Annotated in this window: 15 protein-coding genes; 8 read left to right on the forward strand and 7 right to left on the reverse strand. The window is 58.2% G+C overall.

Features of this window, described 5'->3' with window-relative positions; translation table 11 throughout:
* Position 1: 1 nt before the first annotated feature.
* The 6 genes from lepB to pdxJ all read left to right on the forward strand — a co-directional run bounded on the left by lepB (position 2) and on the right by pdxJ (position 4,515).
* Positions 2 to 856, forward strand: coding sequence for a signal peptidase I (gene lepB / locus ACVBEG_RS02640; RefSeq protein ID WP_322181523.1), 855 nt, complete (start codon positions 2 to 4; stop codon positions 854 to 856).
* A 109-nt stretch (positions 857 to 965) separates the two neighbouring features.
* The gene (locus ACVBEG_RS02645; protein ID WP_322181521.1) at positions 966 to 1,343 is read left to right on the forward strand and encodes a DUF4845 domain-containing protein; all 378 of its coding nucleotides are present in this window, start codon (positions 966 to 968) and stop codon (positions 1,341 to 1,343) included.
* Positions 1,340 to 2,029, forward strand: a complete 690-nt coding sequence (gene rnc, locus ACVBEG_RS02650) for a ribonuclease III (RefSeq protein WP_322181519.1) — start codon at positions 1,340 to 1,342, stop codon at positions 2,027 to 2,029. The genes ACVBEG_RS02645 and rnc overlap by 4 nt, the downstream gene beginning before the upstream one ends.
* Entirely contained in the window at positions 2,022 to 2,924 is a 903-nt protein-coding gene (gene era / locus ACVBEG_RS02655) for a GTPase Era (protein ID WP_322181517.1), read from the forward strand. The genes rnc and era overlap by 8 nt, the downstream gene beginning before the upstream one ends.
* Positions 2,925 to 3,032: 108 nt before the next feature.
* Positions 3,033 to 3,716 carry a DNA repair protein RecO gene (gene recO / locus ACVBEG_RS02660; protein ID WP_219062098.1) on the forward strand — a complete coding sequence of 228 codons (684 nt, stop codon included), beginning with the start codon at positions 3,033 to 3,035 and terminating at the stop codon, positions 3,714 to 3,716.
* A gap of 52 nt (positions 3,717 to 3,768) precedes the next feature.
* On the forward strand, positions 3,769 to 4,515 hold the full coding sequence (gene pdxJ / locus ACVBEG_RS02665) for a pyridoxine 5'-phosphate synthase (RefSeq protein WP_322217638.1): 747 nt from the start codon (positions 3,769 to 3,771) through the stop codon (positions 4,513 to 4,515).
* Between the two features lie 56 nt (positions 4,516 to 4,571).
* Here the strand turns inward: pdxJ and cmoB are convergent, their stop codons facing one another.
* From cmoB to ACVBEG_RS02690, 5 genes are all read right to left on the reverse strand, one after another.
* A complete protein-coding gene (gene cmoB, locus ACVBEG_RS02670; protein WP_322217636.1) occupies positions 4,572 to 5,531 on the reverse strand; it encodes a tRNA 5-methoxyuridine(34)/uridine 5-oxyacetic acid(34) synthase CmoB in 960 nt (319 codons plus the stop codon).
* Entirely contained in the window at positions 5,528 to 6,271 is a 744-nt protein-coding gene (cmoA, locus tag ACVBEG_RS02675; protein ID WP_322217634.1) for a carboxy-S-adenosyl-L-methionine synthase CmoA, read from the reverse strand. The genes cmoB and cmoA overlap by 4 nt, the downstream gene beginning before the upstream one ends.
* 116 nt (positions 6,272 to 6,387) lie before the next feature.
* Complete coding sequence (locus ACVBEG_RS02680) at positions 6,388 to 6,780, reverse strand: protease inhibitor I42 family protein (RefSeq protein ID WP_322181508.1); 393 nt, start codon at positions 6,778 to 6,780, stop codon at positions 6,388 to 6,390.
* 117 nt (positions 6,781 to 6,897) lie between these two features.
* Positions 6,898 to 9,288, reverse strand: a complete 2,391-nt coding sequence (lon, locus tag ACVBEG_RS02685) for an endopeptidase La (RefSeq protein WP_322182829.1) — start codon at positions 9,286 to 9,288, stop codon at positions 6,898 to 6,900.
* A 306-nt stretch (positions 9,289 to 9,594) separates the two neighbouring features.
* Positions 9,595 to 12,039 carry a glucose/quinate/shikimate family membrane-bound PQQ-dependent dehydrogenase gene (locus tag ACVBEG_RS02690; protein WP_322181506.1) on the reverse strand — a complete coding sequence of 815 codons (2,445 nt, stop codon included), beginning with the start codon at positions 12,037 to 12,039 and terminating at the stop codon, positions 9,595 to 9,597.
* A gap of 485 nt (positions 12,040 to 12,524) precedes the next feature.
* Here ACVBEG_RS02690 and ACVBEG_RS02695 point away from each other — a divergent pair, with 485 nt between their 5' ends.
* Both ACVBEG_RS02695 and ACVBEG_RS02700 read left to right on the forward strand, forming a co-directional pair.
* A complete protein-coding gene (locus ACVBEG_RS02695) occupies positions 12,525 to 12,752 on the forward strand; it encodes a VF530 family protein (RefSeq protein ID WP_219062087.1) in 228 nt (75 codons plus the stop codon).
* Between the two features lie 42 nt (positions 12,753 to 12,794).
* On the forward strand, positions 12,795 to 13,457 hold the full coding sequence (locus ACVBEG_RS02700; RefSeq protein WP_322181503.1) for a Pr6Pr family membrane protein: 663 nt from the start codon (positions 12,795 to 12,797) through the stop codon (positions 13,455 to 13,457).
* Positions 13,458 to 13,496: 39 nt separating this feature from the next.
* Here the strand turns inward: ACVBEG_RS02700 and ACVBEG_RS02705 are convergent, their stop codons facing one another.
* Complete coding sequence (locus tag ACVBEG_RS02705) at positions 13,497 to 14,267, reverse strand: siderophore-interacting protein (protein ID WP_322181500.1); 771 nt, start codon at positions 14,265 to 14,267, stop codon at positions 13,497 to 13,499.
* A complete protein-coding gene (locus tag ACVBEG_RS02710; RefSeq protein ID WP_322181498.1) occupies positions 14,267 to 14,854 on the reverse strand; it encodes a PadR family transcriptional regulator in 588 nt (195 codons plus the stop codon). Before ACVBEG_RS02710 ends, ACVBEG_RS02705 begins: the two co-directional genes overlap by 1 nt.
* Positions 14,855 to 14,914 lie beyond the last annotated feature (60 nt).

Raw genomic sequence — 14,914 nt, forward strand, 5'->3', positions numbered from 1 at the left:
TATGTCACTAAATTTCCCGCTGTTGTTGGTCATCGCTGTCGTCGTATGCGGTTCACTTGCATTGCTCGATTTGCTCATTCTGGCACCACGCCGGCGGACTGCCATCGCGACTTATCAGGGCAGCGTCAGCCAGCCGGATGTCGCGGTATTGGAACGCCTGGACAAAGAGCCTTTGCTGGTTGAATACGGCAAATCATTCTTTCCGGTGCTGTTTATCGTGCTGGTGCTGCGCTCATTTCTGGTCGAGCCCTTCCAGATCCCTTCAGGGTCGATGAAGCCAACACTGGACGTGGGTGATTTCATCCTCGTGAACAAGTTCTCCTACGGTATTCGCCTGCCGGTGCTGGATCAGAAAGTGATTCGGATCGGTGATCCTCAACGCGGCGATGTGATGGTGTTCCGTTACCCAAGCGACCCGACCGTCAACTACATCAAGCGTGTGGTCGGTTTGCCAGGTGATCAGATCCGTTACACCAGCGACAAGCGTCTGTTCGTCAACGGTGATTTGGTGGCCAAACAACTGATTGGCTCCGAGCCGGGGACCTTGGGCAGCGCGGATCTTTATCTTGAGCAGCTTGGTGCCGTTGAACACCAGATTCGCCAGGAAATGAGCCGCTACCGTGCACCACCAGATCATGAGTGGACTGTGCCGGCCGGGCACTACTTCATGATGGGTGACAACCGGGACAACTCGAACGACAGCCGTTTCTGGGATGATCCAAACATTCCCAAGGATGAGCTGGGCATGGTTCCCGACAAGAATATCGTCGGCAAGGCCTTTGCTGTCTGGATGAGCTGGCCTGAGCCGAAACTGAGCCACCTGCCGAACTTCTCGCGGGTTGGGCTGATCAAGTAGCCAATACGGCGCTGTACTCAACAGCGCCGTACGTCGTTTGGGCTGCGTTGAAACGATGGCAATGGAACACCTTGCCGGCACTATGGAACAGCTACGCTTGAGGTCGAACATGACACCTGCCGGTTCGCAGAAAGGCTTGTCGTTCGTGGGGTGGTTGCTGGCTTTGGCTTTGATCGCGTTTGCGGCAAGCACGGCCTTCAAACTGATTCCGCATTACCTCGACTATATGTCGATGAAGAAAATCATTAGCTCGGTCGAAACCGACAAAACGCTGGAAATTACAACGGTCAGCGATTTTTACAGCCATGTCAGTAAAGGCATGCAGGTCAACAGCATTCGGGATTTGGATTTGAACAAGGCGTTAAGTGTGACGGTGGAGAACAACAAGTTTCTCGCCCATTTGAAATACGAAAATCGTGAGCCACTGATCCAGAACATTGATCTGGTGGTCAAGTTCGACCACGAATTCAGCGTGGGCAAACCGTGAGCGTTTCCTTGAGTCGCCTGGAGCGTCAGCTCGGCTACACCTTTAAAGACCAGGAACTGATGATCCTGGCCCTGACTCACCGCAGTTTTGCCGGGCGTAATAACGAGCGCCTGGAATTCCTCGGCGATGCCATTCTCAATTTCGTCGCCGGTGAAGCCTTGTTCGACCGCTTCCCTCTGGCGCGCGAAGGCCAGTTGTCGCGCTTGCGGGCGCGGCTGGTGAAGGGCGAGACACTGGCCCTGCTGGCCCGTGGTTTCGACTTGGGCGAGTACTTGCGCCTGGGCTCCGGCGAATTGAAAAGCGGTGGTTTTCGCCGCGAATCGATTCTGGCCGACGCCCTGGAAGCGCTGATCGGTGCTATCTACCTGGATGCTGGCATGGACATGGCGCGTGAGCGCGTGTTGGCCTGGCTGACCACCGAGTTCGACAGCCTGACCCTGGTCGATACCAACAAAGATCCTAAAACCCGGCTGCAGGAGTTTCTCCAGTCGCGTGCCTGTGACCTGCCGCGTTACGAAGTGGTGGATATCCAGGGCGAGCCGCACTGCCGAATGTTTTTCGTCGAGTGCGAGATTAACTTATTGAATGAAAAAAGCCGGGGTCAGGGTGTTAGCCGTCGTATTGCCGAACAGGTAGCAGCGGCCGCAGCACTCATTGCCCTTGGCGTGGAGAACGGCCATGACTGATTCAACTGCAACACGCTGTGGCTATGTTGCCATTGTTGGCCGGCCCAACGTGGGCAAGTCCACGCTGCTGAACCACATCCTTGGGCAAAAACTGGCGATCACGTCGCGCAAGCCGCAGACCACTCGCCACAACATGCTCGGTATCAAGACCGAAGGCTTGGTACAGGCGGTCTACGTCGATACCCCGGGCATGCACAAGAACGGCGAGAAAGCGCTCAACCGTTACATGAACAAGACTGCCTCGGCCGCGTTGAAAGACGTCGACGTGGTGATTTTCGTGGTTGACCGTACCCGTTGGACCGATGAAGACCAGATGGTGCTCGAGCGTGTGCAATACGTGCAAGGCCCGGTGATTCTCGCGATCAACAAGACTGACCGCCTTGAAGACAAAGCCGCGCTGATGCCGCACCTGGAGTGGCTGCAAGGCCAACTGCCGAATGCGCAGATCGTGCCGATTTCTGCTCAACAGGGTCATAACCTCGAAGCACTTGAAGGCCTGATCGCCGCCCATTTGCCGGAAAACGATCACTTTTTCCCGGAAGATCAAATCACCGACCGCAGCAGCCGTTTCCTGGCCGCCGAGTTGGTCCGCGAGAAGATCATGCGTCAGCTCGGTGCCGAGTTGCCATACCAGATCACCGTGGAAATCGAAGAATTCAAGCAGCAGGGCAAGACCCTGCACATCCACGCGCTGATTCTGGTCGAGCGTGATGGTCAGAAAAAAATCATCATTGGCGACAAAGGTGAGCGGATCAAACGTATCGGCACAGATGCACGCCGGGACATGGAGTTGTTGTTTGACTCCAAGGTCATGCTCAACCTGTGGGTCAAGGTCAAAGGTGGCTGGTCCGATGACGAGCGCGCCCTGCGTTCGTTGGGCTACGGCGACCTGTAAGTCTCATGGCCTGGTGATTGGTCGCTTAGCCGTCGATCACCGGGCAACGCCGCATCTTTTCCTGGCTATGCCCTTCCTACTGCTGCGATCTGCGAGCCTGCCTGAACGATGAGCACGCCCACCGGCCAACTTGCTTATGTGCTGCACAGCCGGGCGTACCGCGAAAGCAGCGCATTGGTCGATTTCCTTACCCCGCAAGGCCGATTGCGAGCTGTGCTGCGCAGCGCTCGCGGCAAGGCCGGCACCTTGGCACGTCCCTTTGTCCCGCTTGAAATCGAGTTTCGCGGGCGGGGCGAACTGAAAAATGTCGGGCGCATGGAAAGCGCAGGCCTTTCCACCTGGCTGGTTGGCGAAGCCTTGTTCAGCGGTCTTTACTTGAATGAACTGCTGATCCGTCTGCTGCCCGCCGAAGATCCTCACCCCGCTGTTTTCGATCATTACGCCGCCACCTTGCTGGCACTGGCTGAAGGTCGGCCGCTCGAACCCTTGTTGCGCTCCTTTGAATGGCGACTGCTCGATGATCTGGGCTACGGCTTCGATCTGGACGCTGACATCAACGGTGATCCGGTGGAAGCCGACGGCTTGTATCGCTTGCAAGTGGATGCCGGGCTGGAGCGAGTATGGTTGTTGCAGCCGGGGCTGTTTCAGGGGGCTGAGTTGTTGGCCATGGCTGAAGCCGATTGGAGCGCCACGGGTGCCCTGGCAGCAGCCAAGCGATTGATGCGTCAAGCGTTGGCCGTGCACCTTGGCGGTCGCCCGTTAGTCAGCCGTGAACTGTTTCGCAAGCCGTGAGCAAGCTTTATGCTTGCGCGGTCTGTTTTGATCAAATTTCTAGGAGCGATCCGTGACCCATAACACTCGCATTCTTCTTGGCGTGAACATCGACCATGTCGCCACCCTGCGTCAGGCCCGTGGTACCCGCTATCCGGACCCGGTGAAAGCAGCGCTGGATGCTGAAGAGGCGGGTGCCGATGGCATCACCGTGCATTTGCGTGAAGACCGTCGGCATATTCAGGAGCGCGACGTACTGTTGCTCAAGGATGTACTGCAAACACGCATGAACTTCGAAATGGGCGTCACCGAAGAAATGCTCGTGTTCGCCGAGCGTCTGCGTCCGGCACACATTTGCCTGGTCCCGGAAACCCGTCAGGAACTGACCACCGAAGGCGGTCTGGACGTTGCCGGTCAAGAGGCGCGGATCAAGGCTGCAGTGGACCGTCTGGCGAAAGTCGGCTGTGAAGTATCGTTGTTCATCGACCCTGATGAGCGGCAGATAGCCGCGTCGAAACGCATAGGTGCGCCCGCCATCGAGTTGCACACCGGCCGTTATGCCGACGCGCAAACACCGAGCGAAGTCGCGGAAGAATTGAAACGCATCGCTGACGGGGTGGCGTTTGGCCTGGCCCAGGGCCTGATCGTCAACGCGGGTCACGGTTTGCACTACCACAACGTCGAAGCGGTGGCGGCGATTAAGGGCATCAACGAGTTGAACATTGGCCACGCGCTGGTGGCTCATGCGCTTTTCGTCGGCTTCAAGTCCGCCGTGGCTGAAATGAAGGCATTGATACTGGCAGCGGCTGCCAAGGGCTGAATTAGATAGACCTCCATTCAACCCATTCGCGAAGACCGATTTTCAGACGATGAGGTCTAAGGCTTGCGCGCCACGATCACCGCGCGCATCGGTGCGGGCAGGCCTTCCACCGTGCGACTGTGGTCGGCCGGGTCGAGGTAGTCGCTCAATGACTGAAAGCGCATCCAGTCGGTGCCACGCTGTTCCTCGACGGTGGTAATGCTGACATCCACGCAGCGCACATCGACAAATCCGGCACGGCGCAACCATAGTTCAAGGGCCGGTACCGACGGCAGGAACCAGACGTTGCGCATCTGCGCGTAGCGATCTTCCGGCACCAGCACTTGCTGCACATCACCTTTCACCACTAACGTCTCCAGCACCAGTTCGCCACCTTTGACCAGGCAGTCTTTCAACGCCAGTAAATGGTCAATGGGAGAGCGCCGGTGATAAAGCACGCCCATGGAAAATACTGTGTCGAAGCCTTCGAGATTGGCTGGCAGGTCTTCCAGGGCGAACGGCAGGTGCCAGGCAGGCAGGTCGGGCAAATAGCGCTGCATCGCCTGGAACTGGCAAAAGAACAGCCAGTTTGGATCGACGCCGATCACGCTGTCGGCCCCGGCACCGAGCATGCGCCATTGGTAATAGCCGTTGCCGCAACCCACATCCAGTACGCGCTTGCCCTTTAAATCGAGGTGCGGTGACACCCGCGACCATTTCCAGTCCGAGCGCCATTCGGTGTCGATATGCACACCAAACACATCGAACGGTCCTTTGCGCCACGGTGACAGGCCCATCAGCGCTTTGTGCAACTGCGCCCGCGTATCGGCATCGCAGTCGTTATCAAGGGTGAAGCTTTCAACCAGATCAATGCGTGTCGGCACTAATTCAGGCAGGGCGTCCAGCGCGCTTTGCCAGCGCTGCAGGTCGCCGTGGCTTTTGCTCATTTTGGCATCAAGTTGTGCTTGCAGGCCGTTGGCCCATTCAGCCAGGGGAGTGCCCGCCAAACGGCGGACCAGTGGAGCGAGATCAATCATGGCAGGGCAATCAACGAGGCAAAGTTAAGGCATTGAAACCATGGGACCACCTTGGAAAACCCGGCCGCCAATAGGCGATCACGGTGTTCTTCGAGGCTGTCTGGTTTCATGACGTTTTCAATGGCGCTGCGCTTCTGGGAAATCTCCAAGTCGCTGTAGCCGTTGGCGCGTTTGAACGCGATGTGTAAATCAGTGAGCAGGGCATGTTCCTGATCATCGTTAAAACGCAGTTTTTCCGAAAGAATCAGCGCGCCACCGGGCACCAGTGCCTGGCGGATGCGACCGAGTAAAGCCAACCGTTGTTCCGGGGCAACGAACTGCAAGGTGAAGTTCAGCGCCACCACCGAAGCGGGCTGGAATTGCAGCGCAAGAATATCGCCCTCAATCACTTCAACCGGCAACAACTCCTGGAACATCGAGTCTTGAGCTTTCAGGTATTCACGGCAGCGCTCAACCATCGCGCTCGAGTTATCCACAGCGATCACGCGACAGCCTTCACTGCGCACGTGACGGCGCAACGATTGGGTGACGGCACCGAGGGAGCTGCCCAGGTCATAAAGAATGCTATTAGGTTGAGCGAATTGCGCCGCAAGCACACCCAGGTTTTCGACAATAGTCGGGTAGCCCGGTACCGAACGTTTGATCATGTCCGGAAACACCCGCACCACGTCCTCGTTAAAGGCGAAGTCCGGCACCTGGGCCAGGGGCTGGGCGAAAATGCGGTCGGGTTCTTTGCTCACGGCGGTTCCAGCGGAGAGGGCGAAAAGGCGGGCATTTTAGCCAGTTTGCGCTCAGGATGCGACGTGTCCTGTCAGACGGGTCGCATCAGGGCTTTCGCGAATGTGGGCGCTGAGCCTCAGTTAACCGTGATCGCACAATCGAAGGTCTGAACAGGTGCCACTTCAGGCGCCCACGGCTGTTGATACATCATCAACAGCTGCCCATCTCCCGCGCTGGCAGCCTGGTAGCGCCATACCGATTGCCCGGAGCTCCCCACAAGCCCTGCCTCTTCCGGGTTGCTATAGACCTCCGGCCCTAAACTGCGCAGCACGCCCGACGCAGGCGTCTGCACCTTCCATCGATAACCGGTAGTGGGTGTACTGGGCAGGGTCAGGATCAAGGTTTGCCCGGTTTTCAGCTTCAACGGGCACTGGCTTTGCTTTTCAACGGAGACGATTTGCCTTGGTTGTTGCGCACACGCAGCAAGCAGGACAAGGCTCAGAGGGACGAGCAGGCGGACAGCAGTCATGGAAGCTCCAGTCGTTTTCAACGAACAGGGAGCATAACCTTTCTCACCATCAAGTTGGCGCCTACAGATAAGCGAGGTCTTCTGTAGGGGTCAACGTGCTGGCGAGACCATTGGCGCTTAGAACAAAATCTTCGCGACGTCAGCAAAGCGTTTAGCGAAGTGCACGGTGATGCCTTCCTTGAGGTAGTCGGGCAGTTCTTCGAAGTTGCCACGGTTTGGCTCAGGCAAGATCAACTCGTGGATCTTCTGCCGACGCGCCGCGATAACCTTTTCGCGCACACCGCCAATCGGCAATACATGCCCTGTCAGTGTCAGTTCGCCGGTCATGGCCACGCCTTTTTTTGGCGCTTGATTGCGGGCCAGGGACAGCAACGCGCTGGCCATGGTCACCCCTGCACTCGGGCCGTCTTTAGGCGTCGCGCCTTCGGGCACGTGCACGTGCACAAAAGCCTCGTCAAAGAAACGCGGATCACCACCGAATTGCGCCAGGTTCGCGCTGATGTAGCTGTAGGCAATTTCCGCCGACTCTTTCATCACATCGCCCAGCTGCCCGGTGAGTTTGAAGCCGCGGTTGAGCGTGTGGATTCGGGTCGCCTCGATCGGTAATGTGGCACCACCCATGCTGGTCCACGCCAGACCGGTGATGACGCCGGTACCTGACAGCACTTGTTCGTTACGAAATACTGGCATGCCCAGCGAAGCTTCCAGGTCTTTGGGCGCGATCTTGATCACCGAATTCGGCTCATCCAGCAGCTTGACCACGGATTTACGCACCAGCTTGCCCAGTTGTTTCTCCAACTGCCGGACCCCGGCTTCACGGGCATATCCATCGATGACGGCCCGCAACGCAGTGTCACTGATGGACAGGCTGCTTTTGGCCACACCAGCCTTCTCCAATTGCTTAGGCCACAGGTGGCGTTTGGCGATGGCGACTTTCTCTTCGGTGATATAGCCAGACAGGCGAATCACTTCCATTCGGTCGATCAATGGGCCGGGGATTGAATCCAGGGTGTTGGCGGTGCAGATGAACAGGACTTTCGACAAGTCCAGACGCAGGTCCAGGTAGTGATCGAGGAATTCCACGTTCTGTTCCGGGTCGAGGGTTTCCAGCAACGCCGAGGCTGGGTCGCCCTGGTAGCTCTGGCCCATCTTGTCGATCTCGTCGAGCATGATCACCGGGTTCATCACTTCGACGTCTTTGAGCGCCTGGACCAGTTTGCCCGGTTGCGCGCCGATGTACGTGCGACGGTGGCCCTTGATCTCTGCCTCGTCGCGCATGCCGCCGACGCTGAACCGATAGAACGGCCGACCCAATGATTCGGCAATCGAGCGGCCCACACTGGTTTTGCCCACGCCCGGCGGGCCGACCAGCAAGACGATGGAGCCGCTGATCTCCCCCTTGTAAGCGCCCACCGCGAGAAACTCGAGAATTCGGCTCTTGATGTCATCCAGGCCCGCATGGTGCTGATCGAGCACCTTGCGCGCGTGCTTCAAATCGAGCTTGTCCTTGCCATAAACGCCCCACGGCACCGAACTGGCCCAATCCAGATAGTTGCGCGTCACCGCGTATTCCGGTGAGCCGGTTTCCAGTATCGAGAGTTTGTTTATTTCTTCGTCGATCCGCTTGCGTGCCTGAGGCGGCAGGGTTTTGCCCTCCAGGCGCTGCTCGAACTGCTCGATGTCGGCGCTGCGATCATCTTTGCTCAAGCCCAGCTCTTGCTGGATCACTTTGAGCTGCTCCTTGAGGAAAAATTCGCGCTGGTGTTCACCGATCTTGCGGTTCACTTCAGCAGAGATTTCTTTCTGCAGGCGCGCGACTTCGACTTCCTTGCGCAGCATAGGCAGGACTTTGCCCATGCGCTTGAGCATGGGTACGCAATCGAGCACTTCTTGCAGTTCGACGCCGTTGGCCGAGGTCAGTGCTGCCGCGAAATCGGTGAGCGGCGACGGATCGTTTGGGCTGAAGCGGTTCAGATAGTTCTTCAGCTCTTCGCTGTACAGCGGGTTGAGCGGCAGCAGTTCCTTGATCGCATTGATCAGGGCCATGCCATAGGCCTTGACCTCATCAGTCGTCTCATTGGGTTGATGCGGGTACTCGACTTCCACCAGATACGGCGGGCGATGGTGCTTGAGCCAGGTGCGAATACGTACCCGACTTAGACCCTGGGCCACGAATTGCAGTTTGCCGTTCTCGCGACTGGCGTGGTGGACCTTTACCAGCGTGCCGTATTCAGGCAGGGCATTGGTGTCGAAATGGCGGGGATCGTCGGGGGGCGTGTCCATGAAAAACAGCGCCAGTGAATGATGGTCCGACTTGCTGACCAGCTCGAGGGTCTCGGCCCAAGGCTCTTCGTTGACAATCACCGGCAGCACTTGAGCCGGGAAGAACGGGCGGTTGTGGATCGGGATGATGTAGACCTTGTCCGGGAGGTTTTGCCCCGGAAGGGCCAGGCTGGTGTTGGTTGAACCCTGGTCTATGTCGTGCTCGGCATTAACGTCATCTGACAAATTTTGTGAGTCTGTTTGCTGGTCGCTCATGGGGCACCTGCACAATTGAACATGGAGTTTAGATGGGGCGCAGCAGCAAGGGTTTCAATGGTGAGTACAAATAGATTCGGTCGAGCCTGGGTTCTCGTTCAATGCGCCGATAATTTTTTGTAAGCCCTGGCAGGATGATAGTTAAAGGCCGTGCTCAGTATAGGGGCGCTTGTGGCAACCCCATGGCAGATGTCCACAAAGCTCCGAACGGGACAAGCCCTGCAAAAAAGGCGGCTACTTTTCGGTAGCCGCCTTTTTCATTGGGTCACTTCATCATCAGTCCGGCAGTTTGAACGCCAGGATGTAATCGCCTTGTTTGGTGCCCAGTGAACCGTGACCGCCCGCCATGACCAGCACGTACTGCTTGCCGTCCTTGCCGGTGTAGGTCATCGGCGTGGTCTGGGCGCCTGCTGGCAGGCGACCTTCCCACAGTTGCTTGCCGTTACGAACATCGTAGGCGCGCAGGTACTGGTCGAGGGTGCCGCTCAGGAACGCCACGCCACCCTTGGTGACAAACGTTCCGCCCAGGCTAGGTACGCCCATGGTCAACGGGATCGGTACTGGCGCACTGTCACGCACAGTGCCGTTCTGGTGTTTCCAGATCGTGGTGTGATTGGTCAGGTCCACGGCTGCGACGTAACCCCAGGCTGGCGCTTGGCAAGGCAGGCCCATCGGCGACAGCATCGCTTCGAGGATCACACCATAAGGTGCTCCTTTGTTGGGTTGTACGCCTTGAGTTTCGCTTTTACGGCCTGGGCCACCTTCAACCTCGGCTGCTGGAACCAGTTTGGATTTGAAGGCCATGTAGCTTGGGTTTACGAACGCGATCTGACGCACCGGATCAACCGAGATACCGCCCCAGTCGAACACGCCGAAATTGCCTGGATAGACGATCGAACCTTGCAGCGATGGGGGAGTGAAGGGGCCGTCATAGCGCAGGGATTTGAAGTCGATCCGGCACAGCATTTGATCGAATGGCGTCACGCCCCACATGTCGCGCTCTTTCAGGGGCGGCGGCATGAAGTTCAGGTCGGACTTGGGCTGGGTCGGCGACGTGTGATCGCCGGCAACCGCGCCTTGTGGTACCGGGATTTCGTTGATCGGCACGATCGGTTGACCGTTGCTGCGGTCCAGCACGTAGATGCTGCCCTGCTTGGTCGATGCCAGGACGGCTTGTTTCATGCCATCCGCGGTTTTCATGTCCATCAGCGTCGGTTGGCCGCCAACGTCCATGTCCCACAAATCGTGATGGGTGAACTGGAAGTTCCAGCGTACGTGGCCGGTAGCGATGTCCAGCGCAACGAGGCCGGCGCTGTACTTCTCTGATTCAGGGGTGCGATTGCCGCCCCACTGGTCAGGCATCTGGTTACCCATCGGCAGGTAAAGCATGCCGAGTTTTTCGTCGACGCTGAACATCGACCACATGTTGGGAGAGTTACGGGTGTAGGTTTTGCCCGCAGCAATCGGCGTGGTGTCGTTCGGATTGCCGCTGTCCCAGTTCCAGACCAGACGACCGGTGTGCACGTCGAACGCGCGAATCACCCCGGACGGCTCATCGGTGGAGAGGTTGTCAGTGACATGACCACCGATGACGACCAGATTTTGGGTCACGGCAGGCGGCGAGGTGGAGTAGTAGCCACCTGGCGTGAAGGCACCGATGTTGGCGCCCAGATCAATCGAGCCGTTAACACCGAAGTCTTCGCACGGCTTGCCGGTGTCGGCGTTCAGCGCGATCAGACGGGTGTCCGCGGTTGGCAGTAACAGGCGACGTGGGCACGAGTTTGCGCTGGTCGCCGATGTTGCTGCTGGCACGGGGCTTCGCGCAGGTACTGCCGACGGCGCGGGAGCGGGAGCGGGAGTCGCAGCGTAAGCGGCGTCATCGTGATACGACACGCCGCGGCAGGTCATGTGCGCCCAACCCTTGAAGTTAGCCGCTTTCTGCGTGCTGATCTTCGGGTCGAAACGCCAGATTTCCTTGCCTGTGTCCGGGTCCAGTGCGATCACCTGGCTGTGCGGTGTGCACACATAGAGCATCCCGTTGACCTTGAGCGGGGTGTTCTCGGCTGTGGTTTCACCCGGATCGTTCGGTCCAGGGATATCCCCTGTGCGGTAGGTCCAGGCAGGCACCAGCTTACCCGCGTTTTCAGGAGTTATCTGCGCCAGCGGCGAATAGCGATCACCGAACGCGGTGCGCCCATAGGATTGCCAATCACCGTCGGGCATGGCCGGGGCGGTGTTGGTGGTGCCTGCGGTTTCGCGGTCCAGTTGGCCTTTGATCTCACCAGGGTGGGTGAACTGGCTGGCCAACGCTGTAAGGCCGGCCAGCACCACGGCGATGCTTAATGCGCCGGTGGCCATGGGGGCGGGTTGCCCACGCAGCAGGGGACGACGGAACCACGGCAGCAAAAGCACGATGCCCAACGCGAACCACAGCGCCAGACGCGGCACCAGTTGCCACCAATCCAGGCCCACTTCCCACAGCGCCCAGAGCGTGCTGGCGAGCAGAAGCAGCGCGTACAGGCCTAGCGCGGCACGGCGTGCTGCGATGAGCAACACGCCAGTCAGGGCAAAGCCGATACCGGCCAGCAGGTAGTACAGCGAGCCGCCCAGCAGCGTCAGCTTGATGCCTCCTGCCAACATGGCCAGGCCCATCAGCAGCAACACCAGACCGAGCAATGTCGGTAACAGGCGTGTTCTGCTTAAAGCACCATCAGTGCTCATAATGTGTTTCTCCAGGACGATTAAGGGGATGTCGCTTGGTGCGTAACGTCTGTTTGTGAGCCTAGTCCAGTCACATGCATGCGCATTGAAGCCACTGATTTTGGCGATTGGATGCGTTCCATCGGCGGGGGCGCAGTCAGGATTTGACGGGGTTATTTCATAGGCAGCTATCGATGCACAGAGTTCAGGCCTCTGTGCCAAACATGAGGCGTATTCGTTGATTAATCGATTCAGCAGTGATTTGTAATGATAGAGACCTGAGCCAATAAGCGAAAGGGAAGGATGCGCCAAGGTTTGTTGCGGATTTAGTAACAGTGAAAGGCAGGCAGTGCAGGTGACGGGGTTATGTCCTACAACTTCTATCGGTGTTCGTCTGATGCCAATCTGATGCCTTGGGGCGTTAAGCTCTTCCCGCTACGGGGAGGCTCGGCTAAGGTGCGCACCTTACGGGGCAAACCCCGCTTAAATCAGTTCGAAGGCCTGGTATGACGACATCCAACAACAACCCTCTGCATGGCGTAACACTGGAGCAGATCCTCACCGCGCTGGTGGCGCACTACGAATGGTCGGGATTGGCGGAGCGCATTGATATTCGCTGTTTCAAAAGCGATCCGAGCATCAAGTCCAGCCTGACGTTTTTGCGCAAGACCCCGTGGGCGCGGGAGAAGGTCGAAGGTTTGTACGTGAAGCTGGCACGCAGCAAAGGCTGGTGAGGGCCCTGCTTTCTCTGCCGATACCCAAGGATGATTAAAACGATGCACAGCGAACATTCGCAACAGTCGCAAGGACAGCGCAGCTTCATCATCATCGCAGCACTGCTGGGATGGTCGGCATTGGCTATCCAGCTGTATCTGATTTTTTTCGCGCGGTGGGCGGATCAAGCGAGTCTGCTCGGTGGGCTGGTAAGGTTCTTCAGTTTTTTTACCATACTCACTAACACCTTGGTGGCGATTGCCCTGACCTGCGCGGTCGTTAGCAGAAGCGATGGTGTTCATCGCTTTTTCCGAACGCCTTGGGTGTGCAGCGGCATTGCTGCCAGCATTGTCCTGGTGGGGCTCGCTTACAACGTGCTCCTGCGCCATTTGTGGCAGCCCCAGGGCTGGCAATGGATCGCGGACGAATTGCTGCACGACATCATGCCGCTGCTGTTTCTTGTGTACTGGTGGCTATACGTCCAGAAAGGGGGATTGCGCTTGAGCCACGTGCTGCTGTGGGGGATTTACCCGCTGGTGTATTTCGCTTACGTGCTGTTGCGGGGGGATTTGATTGGCGACTATATGTACCCCTTTATTGATGTCGGCACCCTCGGTTATGCCAAGGCCTTTATCAATGCAGGTGGCGTGCTGGCCGGGTTTTTCATGATCTCGCTGGTACTGGTCGGGCTGGATAGGGTCAAGGGCCACAGCGTCAGACGGTGAAGGAATGCGGTCTGTTCAAGACCGCATCGCCGACATCGTTCAACCGTTGTCGGCCTCATTCAGGCGCCAGTAACCGACGGTTTTTACCAGACTTTCCTCCAGGCCAAATTCATTCAGCAATACACGACGAATCTTGCGTGACAACGCCGCTTCAGTTGCCACCCAGGCGTATAGCTTGCCTTCCGGCATTTCCAGCCTGCGGGTAACCTTCACCAGATCCTGCTCGCCCCGCACAATCCAGATCACGTCGACCTGAGCCAGACTGTGCAAGGTCTGCTGCTCGGACGAGTCGGCGATCTCGACCACCACCAGCGCACTGCGGTTGGCCGGCAGGCTTTCTACACGGCGGGCAATGGCGGGGAGGGCGGTTTCATCGCCGATCAGCAAGTAGCTGTCGAAGATATCCGGGACGATCATCGAGCCCCGTGGCCCGGCGATGTACAGCGTTTGCCCCGGTTTGGCCTGCGCTGCCCACGTGGCGGCAGGCCCCTCGCCGTGGAGGACGAAATCGATATCCAGTTCGCCAGCCTCTGCGTCATGGCGCCGAGGCGTGTAGTCGCGCATCGCCGGGCTTGGGCCATCGCTTGGGGAGCCGGGGACGAAGGTCTCGAGTGCCGCCTGCTCTTCGGCCGTTTGCGCGAAGATCAACTTCACGTGGTCATCGGTGCCCAGGCTGACAAAGCCCTGCAGTTGCGGCCCGCCCAAGGTGATGCGGCGCATCCGGGGTGTCAGGTCGATGACGCGCAGCACCTCCAGCTTGCGGCGTTTGATGTCATGGCTGACGCGGTGAATGGTCTGTTGCAAATTCATCAAGACTTCTCCGTGGCGCTGACAGGGCCGTCAACGATAGCTTTGGCGGTGTCGTTCAGCAGGGTGCTCACGCGCAGGATTTCTGCCGCATCCCAGCGCCCGTGATGCAGTTGCAGCGCATGCCGCAGGTTGTGCACGGCTTCATGGATTTGCGGCGGCCGATCATGTCCGCGCAAGGCGCGCTTACTGACGTCGATGCGCATGTGCACCCCCTCCAGCGCGATGGCCTGTTCAGTCAGCGAATGCTCACCACTCGGGGTCACGACGTAGCGTTTTTTCCCGCCGAAGGCGTCGCCGAGGATCATTTCGCTTTCTTCAAGAAAGGTCAGTGTCGGGTAGATCACCCCCGGGCTTGGGCTGTAGGCGCCGTCGAACATACCTTCGATCTGGCGGATCAAGTCATAGCCGTGGCTGGGTTGTTCGGCGATCAACGCGAGCAGCAGTAATTTCAGGTCGCCGGGAGCAAAGACCCGCGGGCCGCGTCCTCCGCGCTCACGGCCGGGACGTTTTTCGAAACCATCGCGGCCGTCACCGTGATCGCGGTGGTCTTGATGGGCATGGTGAGTGGGGTCACCTGGTTCGCTCATTTCTCTGTCTCCTGCGAAAGTTAGATATACCTTAAGATATATCTAACTTTTAACGCAAGA

The sequence above is a fragment of the Pseudomonas sp. GG8 genome, from assembly GCF_052976945.1.

Bases quoted from the DNA above. Each gene is read 5' to 3' on its own strand.
- lepB (WP_322181523.1), top strand. From the start codon at position 2: ATGTCACTAAATTTCCCGCTGTTGTTGGTCATCGCTGTCGTCGTATGC.
- ACVBEG_RS02645 (WP_322181521.1), top strand. From the start codon at position 966: ATGACACCTGCCGGTTCGCAGAAAGGCTTGTCGTTCGTGGGGTGGTTG.
- era (WP_322181517.1), top strand. From the start codon at position 2,022: ATGACTGATTCAACTGCAACACGCTGTGGCTATGTTGCCATTGTTGGC.
- recO (WP_219062098.1), top strand. From the start codon at position 3,033: ATGAGCACGCCCACCGGCCAACTTGCTTATGTGCTGCACAGCCGGGCG.
- cmoB (WP_322217636.1), bottom strand. From the start codon at position 5,531: ATGATTGATCTCGCTCCACTGGTCCGCCGTTTGGCGGGCACTCCCCTG.
- ACVBEG_RS02680 (WP_322181508.1), bottom strand. From the start codon at position 6,780: ATGACTGCTGTCCGCCTGCTCGTCCCTCTGAGCCTTGTCCTGCTTGCT.
- ACVBEG_RS02690 (WP_322181506.1), bottom strand. From the start codon at position 12,039: ATGAGCACTGATGGTGCTTTAAGCAGAACACGCCTGTTACCGACATTG.
- ACVBEG_RS02695 (WP_219062087.1), top strand. From the start codon at position 12,525: ATGACGACATCCAACAACAACCCTCTGCATGGCGTAACACTGGAGCAG.
- ACVBEG_RS02700 (WP_322181503.1), top strand. From the start codon at position 12,795: ATGCACAGCGAACATTCGCAACAGTCGCAAGGACAGCGCAGCTTCATC.
- ACVBEG_RS02705 (WP_322181500.1), bottom strand. From the start codon at position 14,267: ATGAATTTGCAACAGACCATTCACCGCGTCAGCCATGACATCAAACGC.
- ACVBEG_RS02710 (WP_322181498.1), bottom strand. From the start codon at position 14,854: ATGAGCGAACCAGGTGACCCCACTCACCATGCCCATCAAGACCACCGC.